Source organism: Pseudoalteromonas sp. BSi20495, assembly GCF_000241185.1.
GTDB classification, from domain to species: Bacteria; Pseudomonadota; Gammaproteobacteria; order Enterobacterales; family Alteromonadaceae; genus Pseudoalteromonas; species Pseudoalteromonas fuliginea.
This window is the reverse complement of sequence record NZ_BADY01000092.1, coordinates 1-15,689: the sequence shown is the minus strand read 5'-3', so window position 1 is coordinate 15,689 and position 15,689 is coordinate 1. Positions and strand designations below refer to the sequence as shown.

The following is a 15,689-nucleotide window of genomic DNA, read 5'->3' as shown; positions in this document are numbered from 1 at the left end:
GCTAGTCTTGCCTCTTTTAGCCGTTTTGGAAACGGTGAACCATCATTCGTTTTCATTATATTTAATTCTTAACTTGAAAACTAAGAGTTTCTTAGCTTTAATGTGTTCACGATACTAAGGAATACTTAGATAGAAGCGAGTGAATCAAATGTTGTGGAAAGCAGTTAAGTTTTTAGGAGCCGTTACGGTTGATATTTTGCTGGATGTTGATGATAAGTCTGAGCAAGATAAGTTCATTGATGAATACAATGATGGAACAGGAAATGTCGATCATTGTGGTGATAGCTACACAGAGCAAGAAGCGCGAGACGCGCATAGCCGTGGTGAGTTCTACAAATAGTTTTGACAGTTGCTCTGTTAGGTGCAATTGTTAGGTGGGTTTTTACACAAAATACAGGCTACGCAGCTGAAAAGCTGCGTAGTTTTTTATGATTAATTTTAATGTTTATGCATTTTTACCCGCGATTGATTTTTTATATATTAAACTGCAAGGTCAAGATAATAGCCGTGATAAGTTATTATCAATTAGAGATAACTTAAGTAAGCTTAATGAAGCACAAGTACTCAGTGAGCTACTTACCTTAGACTTCATGTTTTACGATTATAGTAACGAGCAATCAGAGGTTTGGGATATACAACTAGAGTCTTTTTCATCGTTTTATAATCGTTCAGAAAAGTGAAAAAACGCGATAATTACTACCCTGAGGCACATGTTCAATCAGTGTTTAAGTGGATGATTATGCTTTGTGATGATTGTAGTGATAGTTTAAAAACCCATCGTTCAGTAATTCATTAAACGGCACAAACAAAATTTAAAGGGATTTATTATGAAAAGAATTGGCGATTTTGATATTTACGTAGGCACTAAAGAAGAATATGAGCTTGCCAAATCAAAGGGTATGAAAATTGTTTGTGCTTTGAATAGAGCAAATGGCTATGTAACCCACCAATCTGTTGTTGGTTGGAGTGGCAGGGGATGCAACAAAGATAACCCTTACTACTTATTCAAAGAAACGGAGGAAGCGATTTATTTAAATATGATTGATGGTGATAACCCTGCATATGTAAGTAATGAAATGATCGATCCTGCGTTAGGCTTTATAAAAAGAGCTTTAGACAATGAAGAAAAAGTATTTATCTATTGCAGCTTAGGTGAATCTCGAAGCCCATCTATTGCTTTAATGTATTTACTTGAAAACGGTTTAATAGATAGGGAAGGCGCGGATAAAATATTTCGTGAAAACTACTACAGTGAATATAAGCCTAAATTTGGAAACTTGGGCTACATTCAAAAACGGTGGTTATAAATAGAGTGTTATAAGGCCCAATACCCGTAGAGACTAAACTCCTTGATTTATACTCCTAAGTGATTTAAATTTATAAATAAGCATATGTTATATGCTTATTTATAACGCGAAGAAATTTCTCTATTTAATTAAGTTCAGTACATTCTACCTATCACTTTCACAGTGAAAAAACAGGCGCTTACGGGCTGCCTTCAATACGTAACGAGGTACATACACGTATGTGTATGCAATTAAGCCATATCTATGTGGCGCATTTCTTCGCTTCTTTAACGTATTGGAGATTGTTATGCCTGGATATATTACCGCTCAACAAGCAGCTGCTTATTTAAGCTGTTCTACTCAACATATTTATAATATTCGTAATAAAAGTAAAGCCGCTTTAAAAGCGGGGGATCAGCAGTTGGCTAAAAAACTTTCGCCTGAAAGTATTAAGTTAGGTAACAAACTACTATTTGAAAAGTCGACTTTAGATACTTGGCTTCGAAAGTATGGTGACCGCACATAGCTTGCTAATATGGCAGGCATAAAAAATTACACTTCTTGCCTGCCATGTTGATTACTTTTGACATAGGTATTTTTATTATGAATTCAGCATTACAGCCATTAGTGGTTGAGAATAAGTGTGCTCAGTTGCTTTTAACACAAAGATTATTTCAAACCACACCACCTAGGACACTTAGTGCAGATATAAAACATGAAGCACGTTATCGGTATGGTGATTTAGCGTTAAAAACTCATAAATATATTCAGATAAACCCTAAAAACATCGTGTTTTGGTTGGTTTTTGACATTGATGATGAAAACACTTTCAGCTGGGAAGATAAGTTATTACCGCCACCGAATATAATTGTAAGTGGTTTAGACCGAGCTGATAGCTCTAAAGTAGTTGGTGGCGCGCATCTATTTTATGCAGTTCAATTTGTACCTTCATCAAATGCATCGCGTGAAAAACCAGTCAGGTTTTTAGATGATGTAAAAAAGGGGATGACATTGCAATTAGGCGCTGATGCAGACTATTACGGCCCTTTGAGTAAAAATCCTTTAAATTCGAGTTGGAATACATCTTTCCTTCATGCACATGAATACAGTCTAAATGAATTAAATAATTATTTAACAAAGGTGACAAAAAAACGCCGATATGACTTTGATTGGTCTTTGGTCGCTGAGTCGCGAAACTGTATGGTATTTCATGAACTCAGATTCATAGCATATGAACGCATTAATTATGCGAAAGAAAATTGGACATATGAGCAATGGGAAAGTCATTTATTTAATATTGCTCAGTCGTGTAATGAGTTCAGTTCGTCAGACCTTCCTAAAATCCACCCATTAAACCACTCCGAATTGAAAGGGATTGTTAAGAGTGTGGCTAATTTCACTTGGTTTAAATATAGCTCGTCAAATAACCGTGGGAGAGCCGGACTATTTTTACTGCAAATTAAGATCGTAACTAAAAAACTTGCTCAACAGCAGGGGGCTAAGTTTACACACAAAGCACGTAGAACAAACACAGAGGAAAAAATTACTAAAGCAATAACGAAGATACAAAGTGAAGGGAAAAAGCCTTCACAGGTGCTTATAGCCAACGAAATAGGAATGACTCGACAAGCTGTTGCTAAATATAAACATCTACTAGAAATATGTTAATTATGCTGCACATCAGGGTATTAGGAAATAAGATAGGGCATGATGTTACATATTAAAGTTATTTATTTAATAACTACATATGAACGAGCTGAATTAGCTGTAAGTAGTGAAGCTACATATATGCTACATGTATTAATAATATTTAGTATGCGTGTAGCAATATGTATTTTATTTAAATTATAAGTACTTAATATTTAAATAAATTAATTGGTCGGTATGGAGAGATTCGAACTCTCGACCCCTGCCACCCCATGACAGTGCGCTACCAAGCTGCGCCACATACCGATTTGTATGCAATAGTACGTGTATTTTTTTAAAAATCAATAAGCGATTGTTTGTTTGGATGTTTATTACGCAAGAACGCTAAAATAGCACTCTTGCGATGTACTAATTGGCTAGTCTTTATTTAACCACTTTTTGATCGAGTCATACATCTCATCTCGTATTATTGGCTGAGCTTTTTTGTTAGGGTGTAAACTATCGTTTTGCATTAGCTCAGCTTGGCTGGCAATGTTTAGCATAAAAAAGTTCATTAAATGCGCACTTGTCTCTTCGCTAACGCGCGAAAAAGTGTCAGTAAACATTTTACTGTAACGCGGGCCGTAATTAGGGGGAATGTAAATCTCCATTAAGGCGGTCATTGCATTAGCTGCTTGGCTTTTTTGAATAAGAGACGTTAAGTTAGTTTGCATTTTTTTTACTGGGAAACCACGTAAACCGTCGTTAGCACCTAGCTCAATAAGTACATGAGTGGGCTCGTATTGCTCAAGCAATGCATCTAAACGGCGTAGGGCTCCACCAGATGTTTCGCCACTAATACTGGCGTTGATAAGTTCAATGTCGGCTTGTTCGTCATCGTATTTATCTTGTAACAATTTTACCCAGCCTTCTTCTTGTTGAAGTCCGTAGGCTGCGCTTAAACTGTCACCGAGTATTAAAATCGTGTTGTCGGCTGCTGCGCTCAGCGGTTTGATAACTAAAAATAAAATGAATACTAAACGAAGGATTGAATGAGTCATATGTCAGCGCTTTCTCAATTAAATATAATTCAGGTTAATGGTTTGTCTAAAGTAGTCTCTACCTTTGAAGGTGAGCTGCCCATCCTCAGCGACATCAGCTTTAATGTCAAGCATGGTGAGTCTGTTGCTATAGTTGGCACGTCAGGCTCTGGTAAATCTACGTTACTCAGTTTATTAGCAGGGCTGGACACTGCAAGCAGCGGCGAAATATTTTTAGATGGTGAGCCATTACACAATTTAGATGAAGAAGAGCGTGCTGCACTGCGCGCGGCTAAAATTGGATTTGTGTTTCAATCGTTTATGTTAGTACAAAGCTTAACGGCACTTGAAAACGTTATGCTGCCAGCAGAGCTTGCTGGCGAAAGTGATGCGAAAGAGCAAGCAATTGCATTACTTGAAAAAGTAGGCTTGAGCCATCGTATTGATCATTACCCGTCGCAACTCTCTGGCGGTGAACAGCAACGTGTTGCTATTGCGCGAGCATTTATTGGTACACCTAAAATACTATTTGCTGATGAGCCTTCGGCTAACTTAGACAGCAAGAACGGTAAGATGATTGAATCCTTATTATTTGATTTAAACACGCAACACGGCACTACGCTTATTTTGGTTACTCACGATGAAGGGCTTGCACAAAAATGTGAGCACATTATTCAAATCGAAGCGGGTTTACTAGTAAAAAGCCAAGTAGAGGACGTTGCTAATGTGGGTTAAGTTAGCGCTTAAATTATTTTCACGAGAATTTCGTCGTGGTGAGCTCACGGTTATAAGCGCAGCTATCGCTCTTGCTGTGTTAACCGTGCTTACACTGTCGATGGTTACTGAGCGAATAGGGCAAAGTATTGCGCAAAAAAGCAGTGCTTTTATTGCAGCAGACCGTGTACTTACAAGCGACCATGTTCTGGACACCGCTTTTATTACTCAAGCACAGAGCCAAAATTTAAAAACGGCGCAAATGGTGTATTTCGATACTATGTTGTTTGCCGATGATGAAATGCAGTTTAGCTCAGTAAAAGCGGCATCTAATGCGTACCCTCTAAAAGGGCAGTTAAAAGTTAAAGATACCCTAACCGGTGAAACTAAAGTTGCTAATAGCGGGCCAACGCCTGGTAATGTGTGGCTAAGTGAATCGGTATTTTACAGTTTAAATATTGATATAGGCGCGCAAGTAGAGCTCGGCGCTGCATTATTTAATGTTTCAAAAGTTATTGTAGAAGAGCCAGACGCGCCATTTAATGTATTTTCGAGTAGCCGCCGCGTGCTTATTAATATTGACGATGTGGTAAAAACCGAAGTTGTGCAACCGGGTAGTCGTGTTTATTACCGCCAACTTTATGCAGGTAGTGAGGCCGACATAAATAGCTTTTACGAGTGGCTTAAACCACAAATGAAAGAAAACCAACAATGGTATGGCGTTAAAGACCGCCAATCACCCATTTCAAACAGTTTAAACCGCGCAGAGAGCTTTTTATTACTTGCCGGCCTATTAGGTATTATTTTGGCTGCAGTGGCTATAGCTGTTTCAGCAAAACGTTATTGTGAACGCCAATACGACCCAGTAGCGATGATGAAAACGCTCGGCGGTAGCCGCTCAATGATCCGCAAAATATACATGCTTCATTTATTGCTTGTATGTGCAATGGCGGTAAGTATAGGGCTGTTAATTGGTTATGGCTTGCAAGAAATAGCAACAAGTTACTTATCAAAAAGTATGGGCACAGAGTTACCCTTAGGTGGCTTTAAACCTTGGCTGGTGGCTATAAGCACTGGCGTAATTTGTGCTGTTATGTTTTCTATTAAACCATTATTTGATTTATTTGATATTCCGCCGCTTAGAGTACTGCGCCGTAACTTAGGTGATAAGTTGGCAGTAAGTCGTGTGCATTTAGGTATGAGTGCGCTAACCGTGTTTTTATTAATGTGGTTATTTAGTAACAACATAAAAATAACGCTTATTTTGTTTATATCAACACTTGCGCTAATTGGTGTGCTGTTTTTAGTATCTAAATTAATATTTGGTGGTGGTCGAAAACTAGGATTAAAGCCAGGTAACAGTTGGTCGCTTGCAATTGCGTCTATTCAAAAGCGTGCAAATGTGAACGCGGTACAGTTAATTAGTTTTTCGTTAGCGATTAAATTACTGCTGTTTTTAGTGGTACTTAAAAACGACATGATATCTGATTGGCAATCGCAACTACCAAACGATGCGCCTAATGCGTTTTTAGTTAATATTACGCAAAATGAGCTTGAGCCAATTAATGAGTATTTAGCACAAAAAGATATTCAGGTATCAGAGTTTTATCCGACTATTCGTGGACGTGTAAATGCGGTAAACGGCGAGTTGGTAGCACGTTCTGTATCGCTGCAAGACAACGAGAAAAAAGACGAAGAAGCACGTGCAGGTATTGGCCGCGAGCTAAACCTTACATGGCTTAAAGATGTGCCTGACCAAAATGAAGTAACACAAGGCACGTGGTTTGGTGAAAATGCGATGGCTGAAGCCTCAGTAGAGGAGTCGATGCTTGAGCGTTTAGATGTTGAGATAGGCGATACGCTTACATTTTTAATTGGTTCGCAGTCGTTCGACGCTAAAATCACCAGTGTGCGCAAAGTTAATTGGGCCACGCTTAAACCTAACTTTTTTATTATTTTAAGCCCAGATGTGCTTGCAGATTTTCCGGCAACGTATATTTCGTCGGTACGTATAAATCCAGATCAAAAGCGTGATTTTAGCCAGTTATTGCGTACTTACCCTACTATTACAGCGATTGATATTGATAACTTTGTTAAGCAAATACAAACAACTATTTCGCAAGTATCACTCGCCATTGGCTTTGTACTTGCAATTGTTGTGCTGTGTGGTGCGCTTGTACTTATATCGCAAGTGCAAGCTAGTTTAGGTGAGCGTATGCAAGAAATTGTCATACTCAGAACGCTTGGCGCTAAAAGCCGATTAATTAAAAACGCGACCTTGTATGAGTTTTTATTACTAGGCGGTTTAGCTGGTTTAGTGGCCGCACTTTTTAGCGACATAGCGCTTTTAATTGTGCAGCAACAAATGTTTGATTTAGCAGGTAAGTTACACCCGCATATATGGATTATTGGTCCGGTAGCTGGCGGCGTATTTGTGGCAGGTTTAGGTTATTTAATGATTGCCCGAACACTTAAACAAAACACCCAAGGATTAGTGCGTGCCCTAGGGTAAGCTAAACTAACATGCTCCTGTAAATGCCTACCTAGTTTGTGGGCATTTTTGTTTTTCTTTGTACTGGTAATTTATACAGTGCTCTGGCATTATTAGCGTAATTTAAAAATAATAACAATGGAGCGCTGTTTGGCCATTATTTTAGGGATCGATCCTGGTTCACGTTTGACCGGATATGGTGTTGTTGCCCATCAAGGTTCTAAATTTACATACTTAGGCAGTGGCTGTATTAAGTTAGCCGATCATCCTTTTCCGATTAGGCTTAAAATGATCTACCAAGGCATTACACAGCTTATTGAGCAGTTTTCGCCAGAAACCTTTGCCATTGAAAAAGTATTTATGGCGCACAACCCCGATTCAGCTTTAAAACTAGGCCAAGCTAGAGGCGCTGCGATTGTTGGGGCGGCAATGGCCGACTTACCCGTATTTGAATATTCAGCTAGGCAAATTAAGCAAGCAGTAGTAGGCAACGGTGGCGCAGATAAAACACAAGTGCAACACATGGTAAAAAATATTTTAAAACTACCCGGTACGCCACAGGCCGATGCAGCTGATGCACTCGCTATTGCGATTTGCCACGCCCACTCAGAACAAAATTTAATTAAACTAGCGGGTAGCGCAAGCAAAACCGTTAGAGGACGTTTAAGGAAATAACTATGATAGGCCGCTTAAATGGTATTTTAGTCGAAAAACAGCCACCAGAAATATTACTCGATGTAAGTGGTGTAGGTTACGAAGTACAAATGCCGATGACCTGTTTTTACGATTTACCAAAAATTGGTGAAAATGCGATTGTTTACACTCACTTTGTAGTGCGTGAAGATGCTCAACTATTATTTGGTTTTAATAATAAAGTTGAACGTGCTTTGTTTAGAGAGCTATTAAAAGCAAATGGCGTAGGGCCAAAACTTGGCTTAGCTATTTTATCGGGCATGTCGGCAAAGCAATTTGTAAGTTGTGTAAATAACGAAGACTCAACATCGCTTGTTAAATTACCCGGTGTAGGTAAAAAAACAGCCGAGCGTTTAGTACTCGAAATGAAAGACAGACTAAAAGATTGGGGTAATGATTTATTTACGCCATTTAGCGACAGCGCAGTAATAGAGCCAATGAGCGATGCGACAATTGCTAATAATGCAGCGGATGATGCCGTATCGGCACTGCTTGCATTAGGTTATAAATTGCCACAAGCTCAAAAAGCCGTAAAATCGATAAGTAAACCCGATATGTCTACTGAGGTTCTTATTAGAGAATCTTTAAAATCTATGTTGTGAGTAACCCATGATTGAAGCGGATCGCTTAATTGATGCGACTGAAAAAACAAATGAAGACTCTATAGATCGTGCAATAAGACCAAAACTTTTAGCCGACTACAGAGGCCAGCCTCATGTTAAGCAGCAAATGGAAATTTTTATTGAAGCTGCCCGAACCCGTGGTGAAGCGCTCGATCATTTATTAATATTTGGCCCACCTGGGCTTGGTAAAACCACGCTTGCAAATATTGTAGCCAATGAATTACACGTAAGTATTAAAACAACATCAGGCCCTGTACTTGAAAAAGCAGGCGATTTAGCTGCACTACTAACCAACTTAGAAGAAGGCGATGTATTGTTTATAGATGAAATACATAGGCTAAGCCCGCAAGTTGAAGAAATACTGTATCCCGCAATGGAAGACTACCAGCTTGATATAATGATAGGTGAAGGCCCAGCTGCGCGTTCTATTAAATTAGACTTACCTGCATTTACACTTATAGGTGCCACTACGCGAGCAGGCTCGCTTACATCGCCACTGCGTGACCGTTTTGGGATTGTGCAGCGATTAGAGTTTTATTCTGTAGAAGATTTATCGCACATAGTAGGGCGCTCAGCACATTACCTTGATTTAGAAATGTGTGATGATGGCGCTACCGAAATCGCGCAGCGCTCGCGGGGTACACCACGTATTGCAAACCGCTTATTGCGCCGTGTACGCGATTACACTCAAGTAAAATCTGACGGCACAGTAAACGCCGATGTAGCTAAGCAAGCCCTTGATATGATTGACGTAGATAAAAGTGGTTTTGATTATATGGACCGTAAATATTTACTCGCTATAATTGAAAAGTTTATGGGCGGCCCTGTCGGGCTCGACAATGTAGCGGCTGCTATTGGCGAAGAGCGCGAAACAATAGAAGATGTGATAGAACCATTTTTGATCCAACAAGGATTTATTCAGCGCACACCTCGCGGGCGAATAGTCTCTGACAGTGCATACCATCACTTTGGATTAATGCCAAAAAAGACGACTTAATCTAAATTTCAATTAATCACTTGCGCTTGCATAAGTAAATGTACAGCAAGCGCGTATACCTAATTTTATAATGTTACCCACCATATTTTCACATCGTTACTCTAAACCAAGTTATTACAATTTTACCCACTATATAATCAGTTAACGCTTAATTCACAGAGCGTTAAGACTTGCGTGGCTATGCTGCGGGCTATTCGATAGATAGAGTATATTGCATAGCCGTTATCGTATTAGGCTGTTACAGTGTTGTTTAGTTTGCAATAATACTTAATCAATTAGAGGGGTTGAATCTGACGTTAACCGTGTTAAAAATTTCTGATATACGACTGCATGGATGCAGAGCAATGCAGGAGCATGAGTGATAACAACTAAATAACGAAATTTTTGCCTTGTTATAGATACGATTTTCTTACCTCAAAATAGATTACTCAATTAAGTAAATTGGTATTAAATGATTTCAATTTTTTTGGCAAAAAAAAACCCGCAAAAAATGCGGGTAAACAACAAGTTGAAGGAAGTAATCTTGGGAACTACATTTTACACAACTAGGTTTTATCCTAAAAATGTAAAACAATGTAATACGATAAAATATCCTATTACTAAGAACTTTGCTTAATGAAGCTATTTCACTCAGTGCCAGCTCGGTATGGGGAGATAATACGCAATATATATTTATTATTCAAACTAGAAAATTTATAATTTCGGATTATAAAAACTAATGCAATGAAATTTCTGGTTGTTTAAAACTTGTTCGTTAATGTTTTTTTCTGTTTGTAAGTTAATGAAAATTAGTGATTAAGTTTGAGTTTGCACTGCTTGTCGCTATTAGTTTTACTATTACCTTTAGGTTTTGTTTAAGTTTTTTGAGTGTTTATGCAGTGATTTTGAATAAATGAGGCGTTTTATGGTGTTTTGCTTGTATATTTAAGCATATCTTGAGCGCATTATTAAATAGCGGAAATGGCTTTAAATTCTTTTGCTAGATAATTGCGAAATAAAGGTTATTTCAACGTTTTTTGTTGCTTATTCATAGCAATATCGTTGTCAGTTTGAAATGGACTCGATACACTATGTGCAACTTTTGGCTGCACGAGCGGTCATATTTACACAAATCAATCAATTTGACGTATTTTGATACTATTTAGGAGTTTCACGTGGGATCAGGGCTTAATTTTTTGGATTTAATATTAGAAGCCAGTTTGCTTGTTCAACTAGTAATGTTAGGGCTAGTTGCTATGTCTGTAATGTCATGGGCAATTATTTTTCAGCGTAAAAAAGCAATATCAGATGCGTTAGCAAGTGCTAAAAAGTTTGAACAAAAATTTTGGTCTGGTATTGATTTAAGTAAGCTATATAACGAAATTTCATCACGTAACGGTCAATCTGAAGGTATTGAAGCTCTATTTACAGCTGGTTTTAAAGAGTTTGCGCGACATAAGAAAAATACCTTTCAAAGTGCGAGTATTGTAATGGAAGGTACACACCGCTCTATGCGCGTGGCACTCTCTCGAGAAATAGAGAAAATAGAGTCAAGCTTATCATTTTTAGCGACAGTGGGTTCAATTAGCCCATATATAGGCTTGTTTGGTACTGTATGGGGCATTATGAATGCTTTTATAGCATTAGGTGAAGTTAAACAAGCTACGTTGCAGATGGTAGCACCTGGTATAGCAGAAGCACTTATTGCCACAGCAATGGGTTTGTTTGCAGCTATTCCGGCTGTTATTGCTTACAACCGTTTTTCTAATAAAGTTGAAAAGCTAGAATCTCACTACATTAATTTTATGGAAGAGTTCGCTAATATTTTACACCGTCAAGCAGCTACACAAATAGAGGCCCAAGCGAATGTATCAGCGTAAGAAGCGCCGTCCGGTCGCAGAAATTAATGTAGTTCCTTACATTGATGTAATGTTGGTGCTACTGATTATATTTATGGCAACAGCGCCACTTATTACACATGGTGTTAAAGTCGACTTGCCTAAAATGACGGAGTCAGATTTAGTTGATACTAAAGATGCGCCACCTATTATTGCTTCGATTGACGCACAAGGTAAATATTACGTTAGTGTAGGGACTGATCCAGAGGCTCCGATGGAGGCGCTTGATGTAGCGGCTGTTATTAAGTTACAGCTAATGAAAAATCCTGATGTACCTGTAATGATAAAGGGATCTGGAAAAGTATCATACCAAGAGGTATTGCTCTTAATGGACTTTTTAAAAAGTGCCGGTGTACCGTCAGTTGGATTAATGACAGAATCCTTCGAAGGGACAAAATAACGGTATGAGTAGTTCATTAATTAAATCAGTAGTTTTGCATGTGGCGCTGGGTGGTTTTTTATATGCATCGGCAAACATTCATCCGCCAGCACCAAAGGTTATGGAAGTAACGCTTAATAAAGCTATACCTGATGTTGATAAAGCGGTGTCAGCTGTGACAGTTGACCAAAAAATGGTTGAGCAGAAAATAGCTGAACTCCAAAAGCAAGAAAAAGACAAAAAAAAGGCAGAAGACAAACGCATCCGTGATTTAGAGCGCAGAGCTGCAAATGCGCGCAAACAGCGCGAGTCAGAAACCCGTCATATTAAGAAATTAGAGCAAGAACGTAAGGCTAAAGAAAAAGAAACAGCCGAGGCGCAAGCACAAGCTAAAAAAGCACGCGCAATAGAACAAAAGGAACGTGCTAAAGCAAAACAAGCCGAAAAACAAAAGCAAGAGTCTGAAAGTGCAGCAAAAGCAGCTGCCGATAAGCGTAAAGCTGAGGAAGAAGCACTTAAAAAAGCTGAAGATGAACGTAAAAAGCGTGATGAAGAGGCTAAAGAACGTGCTAAAAAGGCTGAACAACAGCGTCAACAGGCCCTACAAGAACAAATGTTACAAGAACAACTTGCTAAAGAGCAGGCTGCGCGTAGTAAAATACGTCAACAACAGGTCGTGGGTGAAGTTGATAAATATCGCGCTCTAATTATGGCGCGTATTCAGCAGAACTTACTGATCGACGAGAAAATGAAAAATCAGCAGTGCCGAGTAAATATTCGTTTAGGCTTTAATGGTTTAGTAACACAAGTTAAATCATTAGGCGGCGATAAACTAGTCTGTGAGGCTGCACTTAGGGCTATTCGTATGGCTGACACATTACCGGTATCTAAAGACAAAGACGTATTCGAACAACTTAAGAATATTAATTTAACAATCAAGCCAGAATTTTAAAGGAATGATATGTTCAACAAAGTAAAAATTGCCTGTTTAGTGCTGTTATTTGGTTTTCAGGGCATTGCTAACGCAGCCCTTGAAATTGTAATAACAGAAGGTGTAGATGGTGCAAGACCTATTGCAATTGTGCCGTTTAAATACAATGGTGTTGGTCCAATTCCTGAAAAAATAAGTGATGTTATTGCTGCAGATCTCATGCGTAGTGGTAAGTTTAAGCCTGTAGATGTTATGCAAATGCCGCAACAACCAAACAAAGATGCTGACATTGATTATGCATCTTGGGTTAATAAAGGTGTTGAAGCGATACTTGTTGGCGAGGTTGAGCAACAGACTGATGGACGTTATTTAGTACGTTATGAGTTAGTCGATGTTATTCGTGGTCAAATCACGGGCGGTGAAACGCAAATGATGAGTAATGGTAAGTTACTTAAAAGCCAAGATCATATTTTAGAAGCACGAGATAGTGTTATTGGCATAAGTGGTTTCCGTCGTTATTCACATCGTATTAGTGATGTCATTTATGAGAAATTAACGGGTGAGAAAGGTGCTTTTTTAACCAAGATTGCGTACGTAATTGTACGTGATGGTGATGATAAGCCTTATCAGCTTGTTGTATCAGATTATGACGGGTTTAACGAACAGGTGTTACTACGTTCGAAAGAGCCACTAATGTCACCGGCTTGGTCACCTGATGGCACAAAATTAGCGTATGTGACATTTGAGAACCGTCAAAGCCAAATTTATATTCAAGATTTGTATACCGGTAAGCGTGAAGTTATTGCAAGTTATCGCGGTATTAACGGTGCTCCACAGTTTTCGCCAGATGGTAAAAAGCTTCTTTTAGTGCTTTCTAAAGACAAAACGGGTGCTACAGAAGTTTACTTATTAGACTTGGCAACACGCAAAGAAACACGTCTTACGCGACATCGTAGTATAGATACTGAGCCATCTTGGTATCCAAATGGTCAAGATATAGTGTTTACCTCTGAAAGGGGTGGTAATGCTCAGATTTATAAGTTAAATTTAAAAACTGGTAGGTCACAGCGATTGACCTTTGATGGTGATATGAACCTTGCGGGTTCGATAACACCAGACGGTAAAGAATTAGTGATGGTTAACCGTACCAACGGGCAGTACCATCTTGCTAAGAAAGAGCTTGCTACGGGCGCGTTTCAAGTATTAACGCGAACTCGCCTAGATGAATCACCGAGCATAGCACCAAATGGTTCGATGATTATTTATAGCACGCTTCATAATAATAAACAGGTACTCGCGCTGGTATCAATGGACGGTCGCTTTAAAGCTCGTTTACCTGTGCTTGACGGACAAGTAAAGGCGCCAGCTTGGTCGCCATATTTACAGTAATATTACTGGTTTACTCAAAATAGGAATCTACTTAATGCAACTTAACAAAATACTTAAAGGCCTGCTAATTGCTGTGCCAGTAATGACATTAGCAGCTTGTAGCTCATCTTCGGATATTGATGAAGGTGCTGCAAATCAAACAAATGAAGCTGTTGTTGAGCAATCGACAAATACAGACACAGTTGAAGTGGCTACAATTTCTCCTGAGCAACAAGCAGAAGAGCAACTTCGTCAAAAATACGAAGCACTACGCCAAGAGCAAGTAATCTACTTTGATTTTGATAAAGCGACAGTTGAAGGCAAATACGCTGACTTGCTTCGTGCTCATGCTGAATTTTTAGTTCAAAATTCATCAGTTAAAGTACTAATTGAAGGCCACGCAGATGAGCGCGGTACGCCAGAGTACAATATTGCACTAGGTGAGCACCGTGGCCAAGCTGTTGAGAAATACTTACAAAGTTTAGGTGTTTCAGCTAGCCAAATGTCAGTAGTAAGCTACGGTGAAGAGAAGCCAATGGTTAAATCTCGCACTGAATCAGCTTTCGCTAAAAACCGCCGTGCGGTACTCGTTTACTAAGATAAGAGATATTATGAAGCCGAAACTTATTTTGGCAGCCATGATATTGAGCGGGAGCACCCAGTTAATGGCTGCTCCCGCTCCTGTTTCAGAAGCTGCAGGTTCACAATCAAGTATTGAGAAGCGTTTAGCATCATTAGAGAGCATGATGCAGTCGCGTAATTTTTTACAAGTAGAGTTACAGCAACAACTCAATCTATTACAAGATGAAGTAAGTCAAATCCGTGGCGTAACTGAAGAACAAAGCTATAAGCTTGAAAAAGTACTACAGCGTCAACGCGAACTTTATCAAGAAATTGAAAATCGCGTAAGCCAAGCATATGCACAACCTGCTGTAGCGCCTGCAGCTGATTATACGCAACCAAGTGATGCACAGACATACAGTAACGATTTATCTGAAAACGAAGCATACGAGCGTGCTGTAGCGCTTATAATGAAGGATAAGCGTTATGATCAAGCAATTCCTGAGTTTCAAACTTTTTTAACGTCATACCCAAACTCAGTTTATGCATCTAATGCACATTATTGGCTTGGACAATTGCTGACGATTAAAAATACGCCAGTAAAAGCAATAGAGCACTTTAAAGTGGTCGTTAATGAATTTCCTAATTCAAATAAACGACCAGATGCAATGTTAAAGCTAGGAACACTTTTGCAAGAGCAAGGTTTAGCAGAGGAAGCTCTAAAAATTCTGAATGATCTTGTTAATCAGTATCCAAGTACAACTGCTGCAAAATTGGCCACAGATCGCTTATCAAAATAATTGAATCGGCTTGATTAGACTGCTTTTTGTCATAAGCGGTCTAAAATTGGCCAACTAGACATAAAAACTTAAAAAAAGAGACAATTTCGGTTGCACTCATTTTATAAATAAGTATTATAAGCGCCCGCAGCAAACGAATGGTTACCCCACTCGAAATGCGGCAAAAAGAGCGGGTTATTAGCTCAGTTGGTAGAGCAGTTGACTTTTAATCAATTGGTCGATGGTTCAAATCCATCATAACCCACCATTTTTAAAATGGTCTTTTATCGGCGGATTTACGTAGTATTTAAAGTTGTTAAGTTA

At 38.9% G+C, this 15,689-nt stretch carries 17 protein-coding genes and 2 tRNA genes; 17 read left to right on the top strand and 2 right to left on the bottom strand.

Annotated elements, in window-relative coordinates; all coding sequences use genetic code 11:
• The first annotated feature begins 148 nt into the window (after positions 1-148).
• The 5 genes from P20495_RS07580 to P20495_RS07600 all read left to right on the top strand — a co-directional run bounded on the left by P20495_RS07580 (position 149) and on the right by P20495_RS07600 (position 2,954).
• The gene (locus P20495_RS07580; protein WP_008137063.1) at positions 149-340 is read left to right on the top strand and encodes a hypothetical protein; all 192 of its coding nucleotides are present in this window, start codon (positions 149-151) and stop codon (positions 338-340) included.
• Between the two features lie 88 nt (positions 341-428).
• A complete protein-coding gene (locus tag P20495_RS07585) occupies positions 429-680 on the top strand; it encodes a hypothetical protein (RefSeq protein ID WP_008137062.1) in 252 nt (83 codons plus the stop codon).
• Positions 681-827: 147 nt separating this feature from the next.
• Positions 828-1,307, top strand: coding sequence for a dual specificity protein phosphatase family protein (locus tag P20495_RS07590; protein WP_008137060.1), 480 nt, complete (start codon positions 828-830; stop codon positions 1,305-1,307).
• 286 nt (positions 1,308-1,593) lie between these two features.
• Positions 1,594-1,812 carry a helix-turn-helix domain-containing protein gene (locus tag P20495_RS07595; protein WP_008137059.1) on the top strand — a complete coding sequence of 73 codons (219 nt, stop codon included), beginning with the start codon at positions 1,594-1,596 and terminating at the stop codon, positions 1,810-1,812.
• A gap of 77 nt (positions 1,813-1,889) precedes the next feature.
• Positions 1,890-2,954 carry a replication initiation protein gene (locus tag P20495_RS07600; protein WP_008137058.1) on the top strand — a complete coding sequence of 355 codons (1,065 nt, stop codon included), beginning with the start codon at positions 1,890-1,892 and terminating at the stop codon, positions 2,952-2,954.
• 208 nt (positions 2,955-3,162) lie between these two features.
• Here P20495_RS07600 and P20495_RS07605 read toward each other — a convergent pair.
• Positions 3,163-3,239 (bottom strand) — tRNA-Pro (locus P20495_RS07605).
• A gap of 110 nt (positions 3,240-3,349) precedes the next feature.
• A complete protein-coding gene (locus P20495_RS07610; RefSeq protein WP_008137051.1) occupies positions 3,350-3,973 on the bottom strand; it encodes an arylesterase in 624 nt (207 codons plus the stop codon).
• On the opposite strand from P20495_RS07610, the gene P20495_RS07615 reads away from it, so the two are divergent.
• From P20495_RS07615 to P20495_RS07670, 12 genes are all read left to right on the top strand, one after another.
• Positions 3,974-4,687, top strand: a complete 714-nt coding sequence (locus P20495_RS07615; protein ID WP_008137049.1) for an ABC transporter ATP-binding protein — start codon at positions 3,974-3,976, stop codon at positions 4,685-4,687.
• Positions 4,677-7,178: an ABC transporter permease gene (locus P20495_RS07620; RefSeq protein WP_008137047.1), complete on the top strand. Its 2,502-nt coding sequence runs from the start codon at positions 4,677-4,679 to the stop codon at positions 7,176-7,178. Before P20495_RS07615 ends, P20495_RS07620 begins: the two co-directional genes overlap by 11 nt.
• A 129-nt stretch (positions 7,179-7,307) precedes the next feature.
• Positions 7,308-7,832 carry a crossover junction endodeoxyribonuclease RuvC gene (ruvC, locus tag P20495_RS07625; RefSeq protein WP_007378888.1) on the top strand — a complete coding sequence of 175 codons (525 nt, stop codon included), beginning with the start codon at positions 7,308-7,310 and terminating at the stop codon, positions 7,830-7,832.
• A gap of 2 nt (positions 7,833-7,834) precedes the next feature.
• Entirely contained in the window at positions 7,835-8,452 is a 618-nt protein-coding gene (ruvA, locus tag P20495_RS07630) for a Holliday junction branch migration protein RuvA (RefSeq protein ID WP_008137045.1), read from the top strand.
• 7 nt (positions 8,453-8,459) lie between these two features.
• Entirely contained in the window at positions 8,460-9,470 is a 1,011-nt protein-coding gene (gene ruvB / locus P20495_RS07635; protein WP_007378887.1) for a Holliday junction branch migration DNA helicase RuvB, read from the top strand.
• A 1,154-nt stretch (positions 9,471-10,624) separates the two neighbouring features.
• The gene (gene tolQ / locus P20495_RS07640) at positions 10,625-11,329 is read left to right on the top strand and encodes a protein TolQ (RefSeq protein WP_007378886.1); all 705 of its coding nucleotides are present in this window, start codon (positions 10,625-10,627) and stop codon (positions 11,327-11,329) included.
• Positions 11,316-11,747, top strand: a complete 432-nt coding sequence (gene tolR / locus P20495_RS07645; protein WP_007378885.1) for a protein TolR — start codon at positions 11,316-11,318, stop codon at positions 11,745-11,747. The genes tolQ and tolR overlap by 14 nt, the downstream gene beginning before the upstream one ends.
• A gap of 4 nt (positions 11,748-11,751) precedes the next feature.
• Positions 11,752-12,678 carry a cell envelope integrity protein TolA gene (gene tolA, locus P20495_RS07650; protein WP_008137043.1) on the top strand — a complete coding sequence of 309 codons (927 nt, stop codon included), beginning with the start codon at positions 11,752-11,754 and terminating at the stop codon, positions 12,676-12,678.
• A 9-nt stretch (positions 12,679-12,687) separates the two neighbouring features.
• Complete coding sequence (gene tolB / locus P20495_RS07655; RefSeq protein ID WP_007378883.1) at positions 12,688-14,046, top strand: Tol-Pal system beta propeller repeat protein TolB; 1,359 nt, start codon at positions 12,688-12,690, stop codon at positions 14,044-14,046.
• A gap of 34 nt (positions 14,047-14,080) precedes the next feature.
• Positions 14,081-14,623 (top strand): peptidoglycan-associated lipoprotein Pal, encoded by a 543-nt coding sequence (pal, locus tag P20495_RS07660; protein ID WP_007378882.1) that lies wholly within the window; start codon positions 14,081-14,083, stop codon positions 14,621-14,623.
• A gap of 13 nt (positions 14,624-14,636) precedes the next feature.
• Positions 14,637-15,386, top strand: a complete 750-nt coding sequence (gene ybgF / locus P20495_RS07665; RefSeq protein ID WP_033016008.1) for a tol-pal system protein YbgF — start codon at positions 14,637-14,639, stop codon at positions 15,384-15,386.
• A gap of 171 nt (positions 15,387-15,557) precedes the next feature.
• Positions 15,558-15,633, top strand: a tRNA-Lys gene (locus tag P20495_RS07670).
• Positions 15,634-15,689 lie beyond the last annotated feature (56 nt).

Excerpts from the sequence above, each read along its gene's own strand:
- P20495_RS07580 (WP_008137063.1), top strand. The coding sequence starts at position 149 with ATGTTGTGGAAAGCAGTTAAGTTTTTAGGAGCCGTTACGGTTGATATT.
- P20495_RS07585 (WP_008137062.1), top strand. The coding sequence starts at position 429 with ATGATTAATTTTAATGTTTATGCATTTTTACCCGCGATTGATTTTTTA.
- P20495_RS07590 (WP_008137060.1), top strand. The coding sequence starts at position 828 with ATGAAAAGAATTGGCGATTTTGATATTTACGTAGGCACTAAAGAAGAA.
- P20495_RS07595 (WP_008137059.1), top strand. The coding sequence starts at position 1,594 with ATGCCTGGATATATTACCGCTCAACAAGCAGCTGCTTATTTAAGCTGT.
- P20495_RS07600 (WP_008137058.1), top strand. The coding sequence starts at position 1,890 with ATGAATTCAGCATTACAGCCATTAGTGGTTGAGAATAAGTGTGCTCAG.
- P20495_RS07610 (WP_008137051.1), bottom strand. The coding sequence starts at position 3,973 with ATGACTCATTCAATCCTTCGTTTAGTATTCATTTTATTTTTAGTTATC.
- P20495_RS07615 (WP_008137049.1), top strand. The coding sequence starts at position 3,974 with ATGTCAGCGCTTTCTCAATTAAATATAATTCAGGTTAATGGTTTGTCT.
- P20495_RS07620 (WP_008137047.1), top strand. The coding sequence starts at position 4,677 with ATGTGGGTTAAGTTAGCGCTTAAATTATTTTCACGAGAATTTCGTCGT.
- ruvA (WP_008137045.1), top strand. The coding sequence starts at position 7,835 with ATGATAGGCCGCTTAAATGGTATTTTAGTCGAAAAACAGCCACCAGAA.
- ruvB (WP_007378887.1), top strand. The coding sequence starts at position 8,460 with ATGATTGAAGCGGATCGCTTAATTGATGCGACTGAAAAAACAAATGAA.
- tolR (WP_007378885.1), top strand. The coding sequence starts at position 11,316 with ATGTATCAGCGTAAGAAGCGCCGTCCGGTCGCAGAAATTAATGTAGTT.
- tolA (WP_008137043.1), top strand. The coding sequence starts at position 11,752 with ATGAGTAGTTCATTAATTAAATCAGTAGTTTTGCATGTGGCGCTGGGT.
- tolB (WP_007378883.1), top strand. The coding sequence starts at position 12,688 with ATGTTCAACAAAGTAAAAATTGCCTGTTTAGTGCTGTTATTTGGTTTT.
- pal (WP_007378882.1), top strand. The coding sequence starts at position 14,081 with ATGCAACTTAACAAAATACTTAAAGGCCTGCTAATTGCTGTGCCAGTA.
- ybgF (WP_033016008.1), top strand. The coding sequence starts at position 14,637 with ATGAAGCCGAAACTTATTTTGGCAGCCATGATATTGAGCGGGAGCACC.